Genomic DNA, 17360 nt, shown 5'->3' with positions numbered 1-17360 from the left:
ACGGGAGACAGGTCGCAGGACCGTCCAGGGGACTGAGGATTGATCAACGCATGACCGCACCGCTGCACGAGGCCCGCCCGACGGCGACCGGCCGCGCCCTGCCGGACACCCAGCAGGGCATGCGCCGGCGCAATCTCGCGCGCGTGATGCACGCGGTCAGCGCCGAGGGTCCGCTGTCGCGGGCCGCGGTCGCCTCCCGCATCGGCCTCACCAGAGCGGCCGTGTCGACCCTCGTCGACGAGCTGATCCGCTGGGGGCTCCTGGAGGAACTGGGCCCGGAGCGGCCCAGCCGCGTCGGACGGCCGGGCTCGGCGCTCGCGGTGAGCCGGCGCGGCCCGGCCGGTATCGGGGCGGAGGTCGGGGTCGACCATCTCGCCGTGTGCGCGGTGGATCTGCGCGGCGAGGTACGCGCGCGCGCCGTGCGGCACGGCGCGAACCGGGGCCGGGCGCCCAAGCCGGTGGTCGAGGAGCTGACCGAGTTGGTCCGGCGGGTCGTCGCGGACGCGGAACGGGACGGCCTGTGGCCGGCCGGTCTCGCGGTCGCCGTCCCCGGCCTCGTGGCCCGTGACGGGCACACGGTCGTCCACGCCCCGAACCTCGACTGGCACGACACCGACCTCGGCGCGCTGCTGCCCGCGGACCTCCCGCCGACGGTGGACAACGAGGCCAACTTCGGCGCCCTGGCGGAGCTGTGGCTCGGCGATGCCACCCCACCGTACTTCCTGCATGTCTCCGCGGAGATCGGTATCGGCGCGGCGGTCGTCGTGGACGGTCAGTTGCTGCGTGGGAAGCGGGGTTTCGCGGGCGAGCTCGGCCATGTGCCGGTCCATCCCGACGGGCCGCACTGCGCCTGCGGCGGGCGCGGATGCCTGGAGCAGTACGCCGGCGAGGAGGCGGTGCTGCGCGCGGCCGGTCTCGAACCCCGCGAGGACGCGGTGGGCCTGCTCGCGCAGCGGGCGGGCGAGGACCACGAGGGAGTACGGCGCGCCCTGTACGACGCCGGTACGGCCCTCGGTATCGCCCTGACCGGCGCCGTCAACCTTCTCGACCCCGAGTCGGTGGTCCTGGGCGGTGCCCTGGCCGGCCTCGCCCCGTGGCTCCTCCCGTCCCTGGAGACCGAACTGGCCGACCGCACAACCGGCCCGGCCTGCCCGGTCACCGTCTCCCGTCTCGGCTCCGAGGGCCCCCTGCTGGGCGCCGCCCACTCGGTGGTCCGTGCCGTACTGGACGACCCGGCGACGGTGGCGGAACGGGGCTGAGGACCGGCCGCCCCCGCCGATCCGAGCACAGGCCGCCCGGCCGGTGCGATCCGGCCGACCAGCCGGTCCTCAGGCCCAGCCGCCCAACCGGTCCGACGCCTGGCACCCAGCCGGTCCGAGGCCTGGCCGCCGAGCCGGTCCGACGCCTCGCCGACGCCTCGCCGACTGGCGGTTGCCCGCGGTCGACCGGGCGTCCCGCGCTTCTTGCCTCACCCGTTCGGGTAGCGAGGTTTTCCACAACCGCCGCCCTGTCCACGGAATCACTCGGCGCTCTTCTGCCCAACCCGCCAGCGCCGTACCGTGATTCACGCGAAGCGGTCCGTGGGACCGATGGGTTCACGCACGTCGGGGGGTGTGTATGACCGAGGAGATGGCCGGAGCGGCGGACGCAGGGCTGCGGCGGGACGCGGTCGGGCTGCGGGAGGTGCTGTTCCAGAGCGTCACGGCGATGGCGCCCGCGGCCGCCGTCGCCGCGTCCATTCCGTCGGGGGCGGCCTTCGCCGGAGGCAGTCTGCCGCTGGCGGTGGTGATCGCTCTGGTGGCCTGTCTGTTCACCGCGTCCTGTGTGGCCGAGCTGGCCCGGGAGTTACCGGCGGCGGGCTCCGTGGCCACGTACGCCGCGCGCGGGCTGCATCCGGCCGTGGGGTTCCTGGTCGGCTGGGGCTATGTGTTCGTGGAGGCGCTGGTACCGCCGTTGCTGCTGCTCCAGCTCGGGTTCACCGCGGCGGGCACCCTGCACGAGGAGTGGGCCTCCTGGCCGGCCGATCTGTGGTGGCCGTGGTCGCTCGCGGGCGCCGCCGTCATAGCCGTCACCGGGTATCTGGGGGTGCGTGCCTCGGCGCGTTTCGGGACGGTCCTCGGGGTCTTCGAGATCGCGGTCTTCCTCGTCTTCGCCATCTGGCTGATCGGCAAGGCCGGTTCACACAACACCCTCTCCGTGTTCGGTACCTCGCACACGGCGACGGGGTACGGGGGCATCAGCGGGGTGTTCGCCGGCTCCGTCTACACCGTGCTGGCGTTCGCCGGTTTCGAGGCAGCCGCGCCGCTCGCCGAGGAGACCCGCGACCCGCGCCGCACGATGCACCGCGCGGTGCTCGGCGCGGCCCTGGGGATCGGCCTGTTCTACGTGGTGACGACCTATGCGATGACCGTGTACTTCGGGCCGGACCGGTTCGCCGGCTTCGGCGCGGCGGGCGACGCGTCCTGGGAAGGTGTCGCCCGGGCCTCCTTCGGGTTCTTCTGGGTGCTGGTGTTCCTCGCCGTGGTCAACTCGACGATCGCCAACGCCAACGCCTGTGCCAACGTGTCCACGCGGACGGCCTTCGCGCTGGCCCGCATCCGGGTGCTGCCGCGCGTCCTCGCCACGCTCCACCCCCGGTACCGCTCCCCCGTCGCCGGTATCGCCGTCCAGACGGTCGTGGCGGTCGGCGCCGTGCTGGGGTTGGGCTTCGGTTACGACCCGGTGACCGGGTTCCTGCTGCTGGCCACGGTGATCGTCACGGTGGTCATCGGCGTCTACATCGTCGTCAACCTCGCCTGTGCGGGCTACTTCCTGCGCCGCGGTCGCGAGTCCCTCCGCCCCGTACGGCACCTGCTCCTGCCGCTGCTGGGCATCGTGGCCTTCGTGCCCGCCCTGCTCACCGCCGCCGGTCTGCCCGTCTTCGACTTCGTGACGAAGCTGACCGCCCCGGTGTCGTACGCCGGTCCGGTGGTCGGCGTCTGGATGGCGGCCGGAGTGGTCGTGCTCCTGGTGCTGATACGCCGTCACCCCGAGCGCATAGCCGAGACGGCGCGTGTCCATCTCGAAGAAGGCGACGACCGAGCAGACGCCGTCGACCGGCGGAACGGAGACCTCCCGCGATGACCGACCCCCTCATCCTCACCGTCCGGCCCGGACCGGGCGAGTACGCGTGGACGTTCGGCGGAGCGCCGCCGGTGGCGCGGATCGCGCCCGGCACCGTGCTCGACCTGTACACGGAGGACTGCTTCGCCGGACGGGTGCGCTCCGAGAAGGACCTGGTGTCCGAGGTGTGCGAGTTCCCGTTCCTCAACCCGCAGACCGGGCCCTTCCACATCGAGGGCGCGGAGCCCGGGGACACCGTCGCCGTGCACTTCGTGTCCATCGAACCGGCGCGGGACTGGGCGGCCTCCACGACGGTCCCCCTGTTCGGCGCGCTCACCTCGACGCACACCACGGCCAGCCTGCAGCAGCCGCTCCCGGAGAAGGTCTGGATCTGGCAGCTGGACCGGACCCGGCGTACCGCCCTGTTCCGGGCCCATGAGGGCGATATCGAGCTGGAGCTGCCGCTGGACCCGATGCACGGCACGGTCGGCGTGGCCCCCGCCAACCTGGAGGTCCGCTCGGCCCTGGTGCCCGACGCGCACGGCGGGAACATGGACACGCCCGAGATGCGGGCGGGCGTCACCTGCTATCTCGGGGTGAACGTGGAGGGCGCGCTGCTCAGTCTCGGCGACGGACACGCCCGGCAGGGCGAGGGCGAGACGTGCGGGGTGGCCGTCGAGTGCGCGATGAACACCGTGGTGATCGTGGAGCTGCTGAAGGGAATCGCGACGCCCTGGCCCCGGCTGGAGTCGGACACGCACATCGTCTCCACGGGGTCGGCGCGTCCGCTGGAGGACGCCTTCCGGATATCGCAGCTCGACCTGGTGCAGTGGCTGGTGCGCGACTACGGATTCGCCGAACTGGACGCCTACCAGTACGCGACTCAGACGGTGGAATCGCCGCTGGCCAACGTGTGCGACACCAACTACACGTGTGTGGCCAAGCTCCGCAAGGAGTGGCTGCCCGCGCGCGAGACTTACCGCGGACTGCACGCGCGGCTGCGCGAGACCGCGGCGGCCCTGCACCGCTGACCGCGACTCCCCATGCTTCAGGCACGCTTCCGAAAGGCACCTCATCCATGGACCGGGCACGACCGCTCCCCAGCAGGCGACTGCTCATGAAGGGCGCGGCCCTCGCCGCGGTCCCGTACGCGCTGCTCCCCGCGAGCCGCGCGGGCGCGCGCACCGGAGTCGTCGACTACCCGAAGGCCGAGTGGCAGGCGGCGAGCGGTGAGAACCGTACGTCGGCCCAGCGTCCCGACGAGTACGACATCGACCGGGTGATCATCCATGTCACACAGCAGTCGTACGACGGCACCCTGTCCATCTTCCAGAACCCGAAGAAGCGCGTGTCCGCGCACTATCTGGTGCGTTCGGCCGACGGCCATGTGGCGCAGTGCGTCAGGGAGTCGGACGTCGCCTGGCACGCGGGGAACTGGGACTACAACACACGCAGTGTCGGCATCGAGCACGAGGGCTGGGTGACCAAGCCGGAGTACTTCACCGAGGCCCTGTACGCGGAGTCGGCGCGGCTGACGGCGTCGATCTGCGACAGATACGGCATCCCGAAGGACCGCGACCACGTCATCGGCCATGTCGAGGTGCCGGGGACCGACCACACGGATCCGGGAGAGTACTGGGACTGGGTCAGGTACATGCGACTGGTCGGCCTGTCCTCGGAGTGAGAGCGAGCCAAGGCGGTCGAAACGGTTGTCGGCGCGAACACCCCGAGTGACGATGTCCCCAGCCGCATCGCCGTCCGGGGAGGCTCCGTTGACCGATCCGTGGGTGGCCCTGGAGCCGGGGGCCGACCCTGCCGAGCGCGTCCGGGTACTACGCCGGGCGCATGAGACGTTCACCACGGCGGGTACCGTGCCGCGCCCGGTGCGGTCGGTGGTGGCGGAGTCGTGGCGGCGTTCGGCACGGGCCGGAGTGGGACCGGACGGCGCGGCGCGTGTGGAGCTGACGGACGGCGACCTCGGGGCCTATCGGGCGGAGCACCCGCTGGCCAGGGTGATGCCGCTGGTCCGGGAGCTGATGGGCACGTTCGCGGCGGACGGCGAGCATCTGCTGGCGGTGTGTGACGCGGACGGCAGGCTGCTGTGGGTGGAGGGGCATCCGGCGACCCGGCGCCGGGCGGACCGGATGAACTTCGTGCCGGGCGCGCGCTGGTCGGAGACCGCGGTCGGCACCAACGCGCCGGGGACGGCGGTGGCCGTGGACCGGCCGGTGCAGGTGTTCGCCGCGGAGCACTTCATCCGCCGGGTGCAGCCGTGGACGTGTGCGGCGGCGCCGGTGCACGATCCGCGCACCGGCCGGGTGCTCGGTGCCGTCGACATCACCGGCGGCGACCGGCTGGCGCATCCGCACAGCCTGGGCTTCGTACAGGCGGTGGCGCGGGCCGCCGAGTCGCAGCTGGCGCTGCTGGATCCGCCGACGGCCGCCGACGAGGCGCCCGCGTTGACGGCGCTCGGCCGTGACGAGGCCGAACTCCGGCTGGACGGGCACCGGATCAGGCTCGGCCGCCGGCACAGCGAGCTGCTGGTGCTGCTGTCCCGCCACCCGGAGGGACTGACCGGCGACGAACTGCTGTACGCGCTGTACGAGGACGAGTCGGTGACGCCGGTGACGCTGCGGGCCGAACTGGCCCGGCTGCGGCGGCTGCTGGGGCCCGGGCTGCTCGCCTCGCGGCCGTACCGGCTGACCAGTCCGGTCGAGTCCGACGCGAGCGTCGTGGAGCGGCGGCTGGAGGCGGGGGCGGTGACGGCGGCCGTGACGGCGTACCCGGGTCCGTTGCTGCCCGGTTCGCAGGCGCCGGCGGTCGTACTGCTCAGGCAGCGGCTGGCGGACGGTCTGCGGGCCGCGCTGATCGCGAGCCGTGACCCCGATCTGCTCGCGGACTGGGCGCACGCCGTGTGGGGCGAGGACGATGTCGAGGTGTGGCGGGCCCTCGCGACGGTGCGACCGACGGCGGTGATCCGCAGCCGGTTGACCGCGCTGGAGTCCGAGTTGGCGGCGCCACCACGCTGACCTGCGGTGCAACGTGGGCGCAACCTCCGCTTGTCTAGCCTGCGCGCCGGAGCTGCCCAACGGCGGGCAGCGCATCTGCAAGGAGGCAGGCCACCATGACCCGTTACGCGGCGCCCGGCACCGAGGGCGCGATCGTCTCCTACCAGGCGCGCTACGACCATTTCATCGGCGGCGAGTACGTGCCGCCGGCCCGGGGGCAGTACTTCGAGAACCCGTCGCCGGTGAACGGGCAGCCGTTCACCGAGGTCGCGCGGGGCACCGCCGAGGACGTGGAGCGGGCGCTGGACGCGGCGCACGCGGCCGCGCCGGGCTGGGGCCGTACGTCGGTGACCGAGCGCTCCGACATCCTCCTGAAGATCGCCGACCGGATGGAGGCCTATCTCGAACCGCTCGCGGTCGCCGAGAGCTGGGAGAACGGCAAGCCGGTGCGGGAGACGCTGGCCGCGGACATCCCCCTCGCCATCGACCACTTCCGCTACTTCGCGGGGGCGATCCGCGCGCAGGAGGGTTCGCTCAGCGAGATCGACGACGACACGGTGGCGTACCACTTCCATGAGCCGCTCGGGGTCGTGGCACAGATCATCCCGTGGAACTTCCCGATTCTGATGGCCACTTGGAAGCTGGCGCCCGCGCTGGCCGCCGGCAACGCCGTCGTCATCAAGCCGGCCGAACAGACTCCCACCTCCATCCACTACTGGATGAGCCTGATCGCGGACCTGCTGCCGCCGGGGGTCGTGAACATCGTCAACGGCTTCGGCGTGGAGGCGGGCAAGCCGCTGGCGTCCAGCCCGCGGGTGGCGAAGGTGGCGTTCACCGGGGAGACCACCACCGGGCGGCTGATCATGCAGTACGCCTCGGAGAACATCAAGCCGGTCACCCTCGAGCTCGGCGGCAAGTCCCCGAACATCTTCTTCGACGACGTCTGGGCCCACGACGACGACTTCCGTGACAAGGCCCTCGAGGGCTTCACGATGTTCGCGCTCAATCAGGGCGAGGTCTGCACCTGCCCGTCCCGGGCCCTCGTCCAGCGCGGCCACTACGCCGAGTTCATGGCGGCGGCGGTCGCCCGCACCCAGCAGATCAAGCCGGGCCACCCCCTCGACACCGACACGATGATCGGCGCGCAGGCCTCCAACGACCAGTTGGAGAAGATCCTCTCCTACCTGGACATCGGCCGGCAGGAGGGCGCGAAGGTCCTCACGGGCGGCGAACGCGTGGAGCACGACGGCGAGTTGAAGGGCGGCTACTACGTCCAGCCGACGATCTTCGAGGGCGACAACCGGATGCGGATCTTCCAGGAGGAGATCTTCGGCCCGGTCGTGTCGGTGACGTCCTTCGACGACTTCGACGACGCGATCAAAATCGCCAACGACACGCTGTACGGCCTCGGCGCGGGCGTGTGGACCCGGGACGCCAACACCGCGTACCGCGCGGGCCGCGCGATCCAGGCGGGCCGGGTGTGGACGAACTGCTACCACGCGTACCCGGCGCACGCGGCGTTCGGCGGCTACAAGCAGTCCGGGATCGGCCGCGAGAACCACAAGATGATGCTGGACCACTACCAGCAGACGAAGAACGTTCTAGTTTCATACAGCCCAAAGAAACTTGGTTTCTTCTAGAGCTTCAAGTCGGTTGTCTGGAGGGAGTTCTGCCTTCCAGACAACCGAGCCCCGAAGTCACTGTAAGTAAGGGACTCACGGCGTCGCCGCCTGGGCGGGCGTTGTCCATATCGCCTTCATCGTGGACACCTTCTCCCGCCGCATCGTCGGCTGGTCCGCGTCGCTGTCGAAACACACCCAACTCGTCCTGGATGCACTGGACATGAGCCTGTGGCAGCACGACCGAGACGGTCGTCCGTCCATGGCGCTTTCACGGTGCTCGGTGACTCACAGGCGGTTGACGGCCCCCGGATCACCAACTCGCCCGTCAGCCTGCCGCGTGTCAAGGGGTGTGTCCTGCAGCTGGAGTGTCCACCCGTACCCCGCTACCCGTACAAGCCCTGGCATTTGGCCCGGCATCTGGGCGCAGCATGGGCACTGCATGGCGACGGCGCGCTCATCGTCCGCAGCGCCTTGGCGCGATTGTTCGGATGGCCACGCGATCCCTTCAGGCCGTTACCAAGCGCTACGGCAGTTCTGAAGAACGGCCGGCACGCTCAGCAGCGCGCCGTACGCCGCGATGGTCGTCCAGCGTCATGTCGATCACAGGGTGGCGGGTGCACTTCACCCGGCGAGACCTCGCGTGGCCGAGGGAAGTGAGCCCATTCATACGGGAGTTCAATGAGCTGTTCGGCGATCTGGATCAACGGCTGGACGACCTGGGCGTACCCGGAGATCAGCCGTTCCTGATCAGTCCGAATCAGTCCGACGGCCGAGGGATCGCTGTGGCGTTGTCGCGTGCGGCTGGCAGCGGTCGAGGAGTTGGCGGTGTGCCGCTGGGGTGGCGCTGACGCGCGGGGTGTAGTCCTGGCCGCGTCGTACGGTCACGGCCTGGCTCACAACAGCAGTACGGGGCGCCCCCGAACACCGCCCACTTCGAAGAGACGGTGCGCCTCTGCCGCCTGTTCGGCTGGGAACGTGGCCGCGACGCGGAGTGTGAGGATGCCGGACTCGGCCTGGTCGCGTAGTTCCGTCAGGGCTGCCGTGTCCCGGAGCCGGTCCCCCACGAACAAGGGGAGCCGGCGCACACCACAATCCGTGGTCCCGGTAAACCCCTGAAGGGTCACGATGGTTCCGCCGTCGCGCACCCCTGCGGCCACCGCCGCGTTCATCAGCCCGGCGCCGATGATCCCGCCCGCGCCGGCGGGGCGCAGTTCACGGACTCGTTCGGCGAATTGGTCCCCGCGGGGGAGCACGTGATCGGGACCCAGGCCGGTGACGAGGTCGCGGTCCTTGTCCGCCGCGTCGGCAATCACTGTCAACCCGGCGGCCTTGGCCGGCTGCACCGCGTAACCGCCGACGGCTGCGCCGGTCACCGCGACCGTCGCTCCGGGGGCAGTTCAAGGGCGTCCAGCGCCGTCCGCGCGGTGAGCGCGTTCATCAGGAGGGTCGACGCGCTCGTCAGGTCGGCCCCCTTGGGCGCGCGAACCACCGATTCCGGGGTTGCGACCACGTGGCGATCGTCGACGCCGTTCTCACGCCTTTGCTCTGACGGCCATTTGTGAAGCGTCACCGGCAGGCGATCGGTCTGAAGCGAGTTCAGGGTTGGTGTGCCCGCCACGAGCAGAGTGGCGCTGCGTCGCGAGGTCGGGTGTAGACCTCGTCGCCCGCCTTGAACCCGTGCACCGCGGGTCCGACGCGGCAGGCGAGGCCCGCGACGTCGCGCCCGTACGTAGGGGGTGGACAAGGCCGCGTGCAGGCTCCGTGTGTCGAGTGGGCACCTCTTCCCGTACGGATGTCGCGCCGCAGGTGAGGTGTTGGCGCGGTGCCTAGGCGCGGCGCCAGCTCCGCGGTGTCCCCTTGCACGCCGGTCAGTGCGCCGTCCTGGTGTCCCCTTCGTGCTCGATGCCCAGGAGGGCGAGGGCGTTGTGGATGCCCTGTTCGAGGACTTGATCAGCGAGCTGCGGGTCGGCGAGGGCCCGTGAGAGCTGGAGTGTGCCGGCCATCATGGCGTACGAGCTCAGTGCCATGGGGCGGACCGAGAGCGGGTCGTCGGGCGCCAGGCGGGTGGCGATGCCGTCGGCGACCACCAGTACGCCGTCGGTGTAGGCCTGCTTGGTCGGGTGTGTGCAGCGCCCTATCTCGTCGAGCAGGGCGGCGGAGGGGCAGCCGACGTCACGGCTGTCACGGTGCCAGGGGGACAGGTACCAGCGCACGATCTGTTCGAGGCCGGCGCGGCCCGGTTCCGCGTGCGCGACGATAGTCGCGTTCTGGGCCTGCAGCTGGTCGGCGATCGTGGTGGCCACCAGTTCGTCCTTGGACGTGAAGTGGGTGTAGAAGGCGCCGTTGGTCAGCCCGGCGTCCCTCATGAGCGCCGCGATGCCCGAGCCGTCGATGCCGTCCTCCTTGAAGCGACGGGCCGCCGTCTCGATGATCCTCTGCCGGGTGGCCTGCTTGTGCTCTCTCCCGTATCGCACCACACACTCCTCTACGTACCGGGCGGGCAACTCGCCCTCCATCGGCTCCCCCAAGGTATTGTATTGTGAACGTAATTTAATAGCCCTGGATTCCAGTACCCTCACAGCCGAGGCGGGGCCACAGCCTCTCAGCCCCTGTCGCACTGAACCGCTTGCACTGCCGGTCCGCATTCGGCTCCACAGCCGACCGCGAGCCCCGCTCACCGCAGGGACCCCCTTGTGCACCAGAAGCACCCCTGCTTAATATTATGAGCATAATTCAATTGCCTCGCGGCTCGGCGCGGTGGATTCCGAGGCGATCGGAGCGCGCCGGAAGCCGCCTGGGTGACCCCAGGGGGCGAGAAGGTGTCGAGCGATCCGAGCGGATCGGATCGTCGGCCTGATCCACAACTCCGGCTCGCCTCTTCGAGCGCCGGCCAACGGCAGCGGCCCCACAGGCCCAGCACGCCTCCCCGTGTGCTGCGTGAGCAGACCCGCCAGAACCGACGGGCACCCGCCAACAAGAGAAGGACGTCATGAGCACATATCTGGCCGACACGGCCGAGAACCTCACCATGGAGGGGCCCTCCGCGACCTTCACCTACCGGCGCATGGGACCGCAGGGCGGCGTCCCGCTGGTCCTGCTGCAGCGTTTCCGCGCGACCATCGACTGGTGGGACCCGGAGTTCCTGGACTACCTGGCCGCCGACCACGACGTGATCGTCTTCGACAACGTCGGCGTCGGCTACACCACCGGAGAGCCGCGCGACTCCCTCGACGGATTCGCCGAGGGCGCCGCCGAGTTCATCGAGGCCCTCGGCCTCACGCAGGCCGACCTGCTCGGCTGGTCACTGGGCGGCTTCGTGGCCCAGCGCCTGGCCGCGCGACGCCCGGAGCTGGTGCGCAAGATCATCGTGGCAGGCAGCGGCCCGACCGGCTGGGTGCCCGGTGCGCCGGAGGCAAGCGAAAAGGTCCTGGGCATCATGGCCAAGCCCGACGCCGACCAGGAGGACATGCTGTACCTGTTCTACCCGGAGACGGACGCGGCCCGCGCCTCGGGTCACGAGCACTTCGCCCACGTCGCGACCCGGCTCACCGCCGGCGGCCCCGCGGTCACCGAGGCGACAGCGCAGGGCATGCTCGCCGCGATCGGCCAGCTGCTGGCGGCCCCCTTCGACGAGGTACGGGCCGAACTGGAGTCCATCGAGCACCCCGTCCTGTACGCCAACGGTCTGCACGACGTGATGGTCCCCGCCCACGCGTCCTACGTCGCCGTCCAGCACCTGGCCGACGCCACCCTCCTCCTCTACGGCGACGCCGGCCACGCCTTCCTCTTCCAGCACGCCAAGGCCTTCACCAAGCAGGTGACCGACTTCCTCGCCGCCTGAGCACGCCGACCGCACCGCCGATCCCGAACCCCGGCGGCTGGCCGGCAGTCGTGCAAGCGCCGCCTCACAGCCGTGAGGCGGCGCTTGCACGATGGTTGACCGGCGTCGCCATCGAGGCTGGGCAGTCGGTGCGTACCGGGACGTGACAATTCTGGATTGCCGGTTCCGAGTGGTTCACCGTCGTGTAGCTGAGGCCCTCGCCGAAGCGGCTGTGATGCCCCCGGACCTGGCCGCAGTAGACCGGCAGCTGTCCGGCAGGGCGGGGAACGCCGAGCGACAGCCGCCCACTCGGCTCGATGCACCCGAGCATGAACTCGGCAATCGCCCGACCGCCCCGCATCCCGGGTTGAAGGCCTGGATGATGGCGTCCGCGCCGAGTTCCGAGGCGTGCAGCGTCGAGGGATTGCCCTGGATCAGGACGACGACGAGGGGCCGGTCGAGAGCTTCTGGAGGGCGTCGAGGAGCGCGATCTGACTCACCATGAGCTCCAGCGTCGCCGTGGAGCGGCCTTTCCCCGGTCAGACCGACGGTGTCGCGGACGACCGCGACGACGTAGTCCGCCTGGGACGCGACCGCCACCGCCTCAGGCAGTTCGGCCTCGCCGACCTTGGCGGGCGGGATCGACCGGATCAGGGATCAGCCGGCCGATCTGCGCACCACGACGGTGTTGCGCAGGAGCACGAGTGAACATCACGACAGTTCGAGGTCGGGGCGGACGTCGATGACGACGACGCCCACCACGTCACCGGCCGGGATGCCTTTTGGGCCCGCCCGTGAGCTGGGCGCAGCGGAACCCGTGGAAGGCCATGGCCGGTTCGAAGGCGTCTTCGCAGCCGCTCAAGGTGAAGTGGTTGGTCGCCAGGGCCGAACGCAGCGGCCGTACGCACAGCTCGCTGCCCTCAAGAACCCCTCACTGTCCTCAAGGACCCCGGGTGCCGCGCCGTGATGCCGTCCCGGCCACTCCGCGCGCACGGAGCTTGAGCCGGCCCACGGTGTTCTATCCGAAGTCGAGGAGAAGGGGGGCCCGGAAGCGCCGCGTCAGATCCGCCGCAGGTGCACGTGGGCATGCGCCGTACCGGCGGCGCGGGATCGGGGCTGAGGCGGGCGTTGTCGAGCCGGTGCAGGCTCCGGCTCAGCCCTCGTCCTGGATTCCCGGGCGCAGCCAGGTGTCGTCGTCATGCCGGCATCGATGTCCCGACCGTCGTTGTCACCGCTCCGGGGCCGGACGTCCACGACTCATCGGTCACGATCAGCGTCTCGTGGCCGTCGGCGTAGGTGAGCCGCCCCTGCCCTGGTGGTGCGTTGCGCTATGCGCCATGACGCTTGGCGGAACTCGGGATTCCACAGCTGTGCATCCAGTTCGACTCCACCACTTGCACCCTGATTAAAGTACGGTCATACTTCAATAGTCGGCGGGTTGCTCAGGCCTGATCCAAGGGGTTTCCCATTTCCTGGGCCTCCTCTGACCGTCGACTCCGGACTGCAGTCGCAGCCGGGAGGCCGGGAACCGCTCTGCGCTCACCCGCGAGGAAGCAGAAATTGGCGCACAGCGGCGGTAACCCACACATCGAAGGGCACGACCGTGAACGCACGCGAAACACGAAACGACGGCGACGTGGTGACGTCGTACAAGAACGCGCAGACCCGCACCGTCACCGCCGACGGAGTGACCTTCGCCTACCGTGACCTCGGCCCCCGGACCGGCATGCCGGTCATCTTCATCACCCACCTCGCCGCGGTCCTGGACAACTGGGACCCCCGGGTCGTCGACGGCATCGCCGCCAAGCACCGGGTGATCACGTTCGACAACAGGGGCGTGGGCGCGTCCAGCGGCAAGACGCCGAAGACCATCGAGGAGATGGCCAAGGACGCCGTCACCTTCATCCGGGCGCTGGGGTTCGAGCAGGTGGACGTCCTCAGCTTCTCGATGGGCGCCATGATCGCCCAGGTGATCGCCCAGACCGATCCGCAGCTCATCCGCAGGCTGATCCTCGCGGGCACCGGTCCGGCCGGGGGCGAGGGCATCAAGAACGTCACCCGGATCTCCCACTACGACACCCTGCGGGCACTTCTCACCCTTCAGGACGTGAAGCAGTTCCTCTTCTTCACCCGCACCCCGAACGGGATTCGGGCCGGCAAGGAGTTCCTTGCCCGCCTGAAGGAGCGCACCAAGGACCGGGACAAGGCGATCCGCCCCGCCTCCTACTTCTCCCAGCTCACGGCCATCCACCGCTGGGGGCTGGCACAGCCGCAGGATCTCTCCCGCATCCAGCAGCCCGTGCTCGTCGCCAACGGCGACGACGACCGCATGGTTCCGACGTCGAACTCGCACGACCTGGCCCGGCGACTGCCCAACGCCGAGCTGGTGATCTACCCCGACGGCGGCCACGGCGGCATCTTCCAGTACCACGAGCAGTTCGTGCCGACGGCGCTCGAGTTCTTCGGCCGGCCGTAGGGCCGCGGTGCGGTCTGCGTACGGGCCGAGGACGCCGACTCAGAGCCGTGACGCCCGGCGGGCGTCACGGCTCTCGGCACCTGTTCGACGTAACCGAGCTGCTCGCTTCTCAGCCATACGGCGCCGAGACGGTTTTTGTGCGGACGGCGATGCGGAGACCGGCGTGGTCGATATCCCGTCTGCGCCGGTCCGCTACGGCGTATCGAATGAGTGGAGCGTCATGCGCCGTACGAGCGGAGGATCGCCGCATCGGTGTCGCTTCCGAGATCGCAGTTGTCCCGGCGACCGCCCGCTCACGCTGACGGCCGAAATCGCGGGTGCGCGGCACCGGCGTCCCGGTCCTTGCCAGGTGGTCAGCCAGCCGGTACCGACCGCTGTTGCGCGAAGGTGAGGGCGTTCTCGATTCCCTGCTCGAGGACCTCGTCGGAGAACTTCCGGTCGGAGAGCGCCCGGGACAGCTGCAACGTTCCCACCGCCATGGCGTAGAGCCCGATGGCCTGACCGCGGGCGGATTGCGGATCCTCGGGTGCCAGGCGGGCGGCGAGCTCGTCCAGGATGGCCCTGGCGCCGTCGGTGTAGACGTCCTTGGTCGCGTCACCGCAGCGGCCGATCTCGTCGAGCAGGGCCGCGGACGGGCAACCGTCACCGGGGTTGTCCCGGTGCTCGGGCGACAGATACCCGCGGATGAAATCCTCAAGTCCCTCACGGCCGGGCCGGAGCGTGTCGTACTGCTTGACCTGCGCGCGCAACTGCTCGGCGACGACATTGGCGACGAGGTCGTCCTTGGACTCGAAGTGGGCGTAGAAGGCTCCGTTGGTGAGTCCGGCGTCGGACATCAGCGTGGAGATGCCGGAGCCGTCGATGCCGTCCTGCTTGAACCGGTGGCCGGCCCGCTCGATGATCCGCTGCCGCGTCACCCGCTTGTGCTCTTTGGCGTAGCGCGCCACAGGGTGCCTCCCTCAACTTTGCCGGGCATTGCCTCGTGATCCCATCCTAATCCATGGCCTGACGCACGTAATATTACGATCGACAGGTGATTGTGCGGTCAATCTGCCTCCCAGCGGACGGCAGGCCATGGGCTCGCATGGCGGCCTTGGCTGTTGCCCGGCGCGACCGCCCCTCCTGGAGACCACCGACTTGCCGGCGGACGAGATCACCGGCCAGGTCGGCTTCGGTGCAGACACCTCGCTGCGACCTTGCTGCGACCTTGCCTAGCGGCCTGAACGCCCGTCGAGCTTGCCGAGGATCGCGTGCACCACGCGATCACGTGCCAGACGCCCGTCGATCACCGGGTTGATCACTCCTCGCGGCACGGACAGCGGGGCCCAGCGAGCCGGCCGGATCACACGGGGTGACCGGTGTTCGATGACCCGCACCACGGCTTCGGCGGCCTGGTCCGGCGCCAGGCGCTTGAGCAGCGGCCCCGGCGATGTCCTGGCCGGCATCTCAGTGATCGCAGGATCCGCGTCGACGCCGTTTCTGATCATGTCCGTCTGGATCAGACGGTGGTGGCGGACGCGCCGTGGCGGGCGAGTTCCACGCGCACTGCCCATGATGCCGGCGCTCGCGATCGCGACGCCGACCCGCCCGAACCGCTCACACAGGTGGGCCACGGCATCGTTGAGCGCGCTGCGGTCGCAGACGTCCGCGGTAAAGCCGACAACGTGGGACGACGAGATGTCGGCTGCGATCTCCAGCGTGTCCGGACGCAGATCCACGACGCCGACCCGGGCGCCGCGGGAGAGAAGGGCCCGGGCCATGGCGCCGCCGAGTCCGCCGGTGCCGCCGGTGCCGCCGGTGCCGCCGGTGCCGCCGGTGCCGCCGGTGCCGCCGGTGATGAAAACGACCTTGTCGGGGAGATCGAATGCATTGATGCGAATGCCTCGTCTTCAGTCATGGAATGGGGCCGAGTCCCCGTCCGGTGCGGCGAGTCCGGATTCAAAGCCGCGGGGCGGGACCTCGTCGTCATCGCCGGCGCACCGCTCGCGTCGCGAGCGCATTTGCCCCGCTGCCTGGCTGCGCCACGCACACGCCGAAGCGCCCGAGGAAGGCGACTCCCTCGGGCACCGGGCGCTCTGGTCAGGCGGCGTAGGTGGGGTAGTCGGTGTAGCCGGCCGCGCCACCTCCGTAGAAGGTGGCCGGGTCGGGGGTGTTCAGGGGCGCGCCCGCACGGATGCGCTCGACCAGGTCGGGGTTGGCGAGTGCCATTGAGCCCACGGTGATGACGTCGGCGATGCCGTTCTCGATGTCCTTGGCGCGGGTGGCGATGTCGGTGCCCGCGCGGTTGAGGAGCAGCGTGTTCGGCCACAGCTCGCGCAGCGTGCCCAGGAGTTCCTCGTCGCCGCCGTGGGCGAGGTGCAGGTAGGCGAGGTCCAGGGCAGCGAGGGCGCGCACGAGGTGCGGGTAAAGCTCGCGGGGGTCGTCCTCCGTGAGGTCGCCGAGTTGGAAGGGGTTGCCGGGGGAGAGCCGGATGCCGGTACGGTCGGCTCCGATCTCGTCGGCCACGGCGGCGGCGACCTCCACCGCGAAGCGGATGCGGTTGTCGAGGGAGCCGCCGTACTGGTCGGTGCGCTGGTTGGTGCTGGGGAAGAGGAACTGGTGGACCAGGTAGCCGTTGGCGCCGTGGATCTCGACGCCGTCGGCGCCGGCCGCGATGGCGGCCGCGGCGGCCCGCCGGAAGTCGTCGACCGTCGCGGTGACCTCCTCGGTGGACAGTGCGCGCGGTTCCGGCATTTCCTGCATCCCGGAGCCGGTGAACGTGAGACCCACCGGCTTGATCGCGGAGGGGGCCACCGGCTGCCGGTGGTGGGGGGTGTTGTCGGGGTGGGAGATCCGCCCGACGTGCATGAGCTGGATGACGACACGCCCGTCGGCCTTGTGTACGGCGTCGGTGACCTTGCGCCAGCCGGCGATGTGCTCGTCGGTGTAGATGCCCGGCGTCACCGGGTAGCCCTGGCCGTCGGCGGAGGGCTGGGTGCCCTCGGTGATGATGAGGGCGTGCGAGGCTCGCTGGTCGTAGTACTCGGCGTTGAGCTCGGTCGGCACGCCGTCCGGGGCGGCCCTGCTGCGGGTCAGGGGGGACATCGCCAGACGATGCGGCAGGGAGATCTTTCCGGCGACGGTCGGGGTCCACAGGCTGTCGAGCATGCGTGCTTCCTCAGGTTGTTGGTGGCGGACATCCGGCAGACCTACATCCCGGACTGTGAATCCGATGAGGCATCCGCCATGAGCATGGGTAAATTACATTACGCACGTAATACTTTACTGGGTGGCGGACGGCGCAGGAACGACCGGGACCGCCGTCGGCCGAGGACGTGCCGTTCGGCCTTGGC

At 70.1% G+C, this 17360-nt stretch carries 17 protein-coding genes; 8 read left to right on the top strand and 9 right to left on the bottom strand.

Annotated elements, in window-relative coordinates; all coding sequences use genetic code 11:
* Positions 1–50 precede the first annotated feature (50 nt).
* The 6 genes from ACZ4N4_RS29730 to adh all read left to right on the top strand — a co-directional run bounded on the left by ACZ4N4_RS29730 (position 51) and on the right by adh (position 7750).
* Entirely contained in the window at positions 51–1259 is a 1209-nt protein-coding gene (locus ACZ4N4_RS29730; protein WP_467594507.1) for an ROK family protein, read from the top strand.
* A 370-nt stretch (positions 1260–1629) separates the two neighbouring features.
* Positions 1630–3123: an APC family permease gene (locus ACZ4N4_RS29725; RefSeq protein ID WP_467595140.1), complete on the top strand. Its 1494-nt coding sequence runs from the start codon at positions 1630–1632 to the stop codon at positions 3121–3123.
* Positions 3120–4133 (top strand): acetamidase/formamidase family protein, encoded by a 1014-nt coding sequence (locus ACZ4N4_RS29720; protein ID WP_453563909.1) that lies wholly within the window; start codon positions 3120–3122, stop codon positions 4131–4133. Before ACZ4N4_RS29725 ends, ACZ4N4_RS29720 begins: the two co-directional genes overlap by 4 nt.
* 47 nt (positions 4134–4180) lie before the next feature.
* Positions 4181–4786, top strand: a complete 606-nt coding sequence (locus tag ACZ4N4_RS29715; RefSeq protein ID WP_467594503.1) for an N-acetylmuramoyl-L-alanine amidase — start codon at positions 4181–4183, stop codon at positions 4784–4786.
* A gap of 52 nt (positions 4787–4838) precedes the next feature.
* Positions 4839–6131 carry a GAF domain-containing protein gene (locus ACZ4N4_RS29710; protein ID WP_467594500.1) on the top strand — a complete coding sequence of 431 codons (1293 nt, stop codon included), beginning with the start codon at positions 4839–4841 and terminating at the stop codon, positions 6129–6131.
* 95 nt (positions 6132–6226) lie between these two features.
* On the top strand, positions 6227–7750 hold the full coding sequence (adh, locus tag ACZ4N4_RS29705) for an aldehyde dehydrogenase (RefSeq protein WP_467594499.1): 1524 nt from the start codon (positions 6227–6229) through the stop codon (positions 7748–7750).
* A 75-nt stretch (positions 7751–7825) separates the two neighbouring features.
* Here adh and ACZ4N4_RS29700 read toward each other — a convergent pair whose 3' ends face one another.
* The 5 genes from ACZ4N4_RS29700 to ACZ4N4_RS29680 form a co-directional block, all read right to left on the bottom strand.
* On the bottom strand, positions 7826–7954 hold the full coding sequence (locus tag ACZ4N4_RS29700; protein ID WP_373560381.1) for a hypothetical protein: 129 nt from the start codon (positions 7952–7954) through the stop codon (positions 7826–7828).
* A 671-nt stretch (positions 7955–8625) separates the two neighbouring features.
* On the bottom strand, positions 8626–9075 hold the full coding sequence (locus ACZ4N4_RS29695) for a zinc-binding dehydrogenase (protein ID WP_467594495.1): 450 nt from the start codon (positions 9073–9075) through the stop codon (positions 8626–8628).
* Positions 9076–9101: 26 nt separating this feature from the next.
* Positions 9102–9350 (bottom strand): hypothetical protein, encoded by a 249-nt coding sequence (locus ACZ4N4_RS29690; RefSeq protein WP_467595168.1) that lies wholly within the window; start codon positions 9348–9350, stop codon positions 9102–9104.
* Positions 9329–9595: an alcohol dehydrogenase catalytic domain-containing protein gene (locus tag ACZ4N4_RS29685; RefSeq protein ID WP_467594493.1), complete on the bottom strand. Its 267-nt coding sequence runs from the start codon at positions 9593–9595 to the stop codon at positions 9329–9331. Before ACZ4N4_RS29685 ends, ACZ4N4_RS29690 begins: the two co-directional genes overlap by 22 nt.
* 5 nt (positions 9596–9600) lie before the next feature.
* Positions 9601–10209, bottom strand: coding sequence for a TetR/AcrR family transcriptional regulator (locus ACZ4N4_RS29680; protein ID WP_467595138.1), 609 nt, complete (start codon positions 10207–10209; stop codon positions 9601–9603).
* A 512-nt stretch (positions 10210–10721) separates the two neighbouring features.
* Here ACZ4N4_RS29680 and ACZ4N4_RS29675 point away from each other — a divergent pair.
* On the top strand, positions 10722–11573 hold the full coding sequence (locus ACZ4N4_RS29675) for an alpha/beta fold hydrolase (RefSeq protein ID WP_467594490.1): 852 nt from the start codon (positions 10722–10724) through the stop codon (positions 11571–11573).
* A gap of 742 nt (positions 11574–12315) precedes the next feature.
* Here the strand turns inward: ACZ4N4_RS29675 and ACZ4N4_RS29670 are convergent.
* Positions 12316–12462 carry a family 78 glycoside hydrolase catalytic domain gene (locus ACZ4N4_RS29670; protein WP_165854332.1) on the bottom strand — a complete coding sequence of 49 codons (147 nt, stop codon included), beginning with the start codon at positions 12460–12462 and terminating at the stop codon, positions 12316–12318.
* A gap of 693 nt (positions 12463–13155) precedes the next feature.
* On the opposite strand from ACZ4N4_RS29670, the gene ACZ4N4_RS29665 reads away from it, so the two are divergent.
* Positions 13156–14028 carry an alpha/beta fold hydrolase gene (locus ACZ4N4_RS29665; protein ID WP_467594487.1) on the top strand — a complete coding sequence of 291 codons (873 nt, stop codon included), beginning with the start codon at positions 13156–13158 and terminating at the stop codon, positions 14026–14028.
* A 353-nt stretch (positions 14029–14381) separates the two neighbouring features.
* Here the strand turns inward: ACZ4N4_RS29665 and ACZ4N4_RS29660 are convergent, their stop codons facing one another.
* From ACZ4N4_RS29660 to ACZ4N4_RS29650, 3 genes are all read right to left on the bottom strand, one after another.
* Positions 14382–14975: a TetR/AcrR family transcriptional regulator gene (locus ACZ4N4_RS29660; RefSeq protein ID WP_467594484.1), complete on the bottom strand. Its 594-nt coding sequence runs from the start codon at positions 14973–14975 to the stop codon at positions 14382–14384.
* 264 nt (positions 14976–15239) lie between these two features.
* Positions 15240–15866, bottom strand: coding sequence for an SDR family NAD(P)-dependent oxidoreductase (locus ACZ4N4_RS29655; RefSeq protein WP_467595135.1), 627 nt, complete (start codon positions 15864–15866; stop codon positions 15240–15242).
* Positions 15867–16107: 241 nt separating this feature from the next.
* Positions 16108–17175: an alkene reductase gene (locus ACZ4N4_RS29650; protein ID WP_467594481.1), complete on the bottom strand. Its 1068-nt coding sequence runs from the start codon at positions 17173–17175 to the stop codon at positions 16108–16110.
* Positions 17176–17360 lie beyond the last annotated feature (185 nt).

The sequence above is a fragment of the Streptomyces sp. NPDC026538 genome, from assembly GCF_055567535.1.
This window is presented reverse-complemented; position numbering and strand designations above follow the sequence as displayed.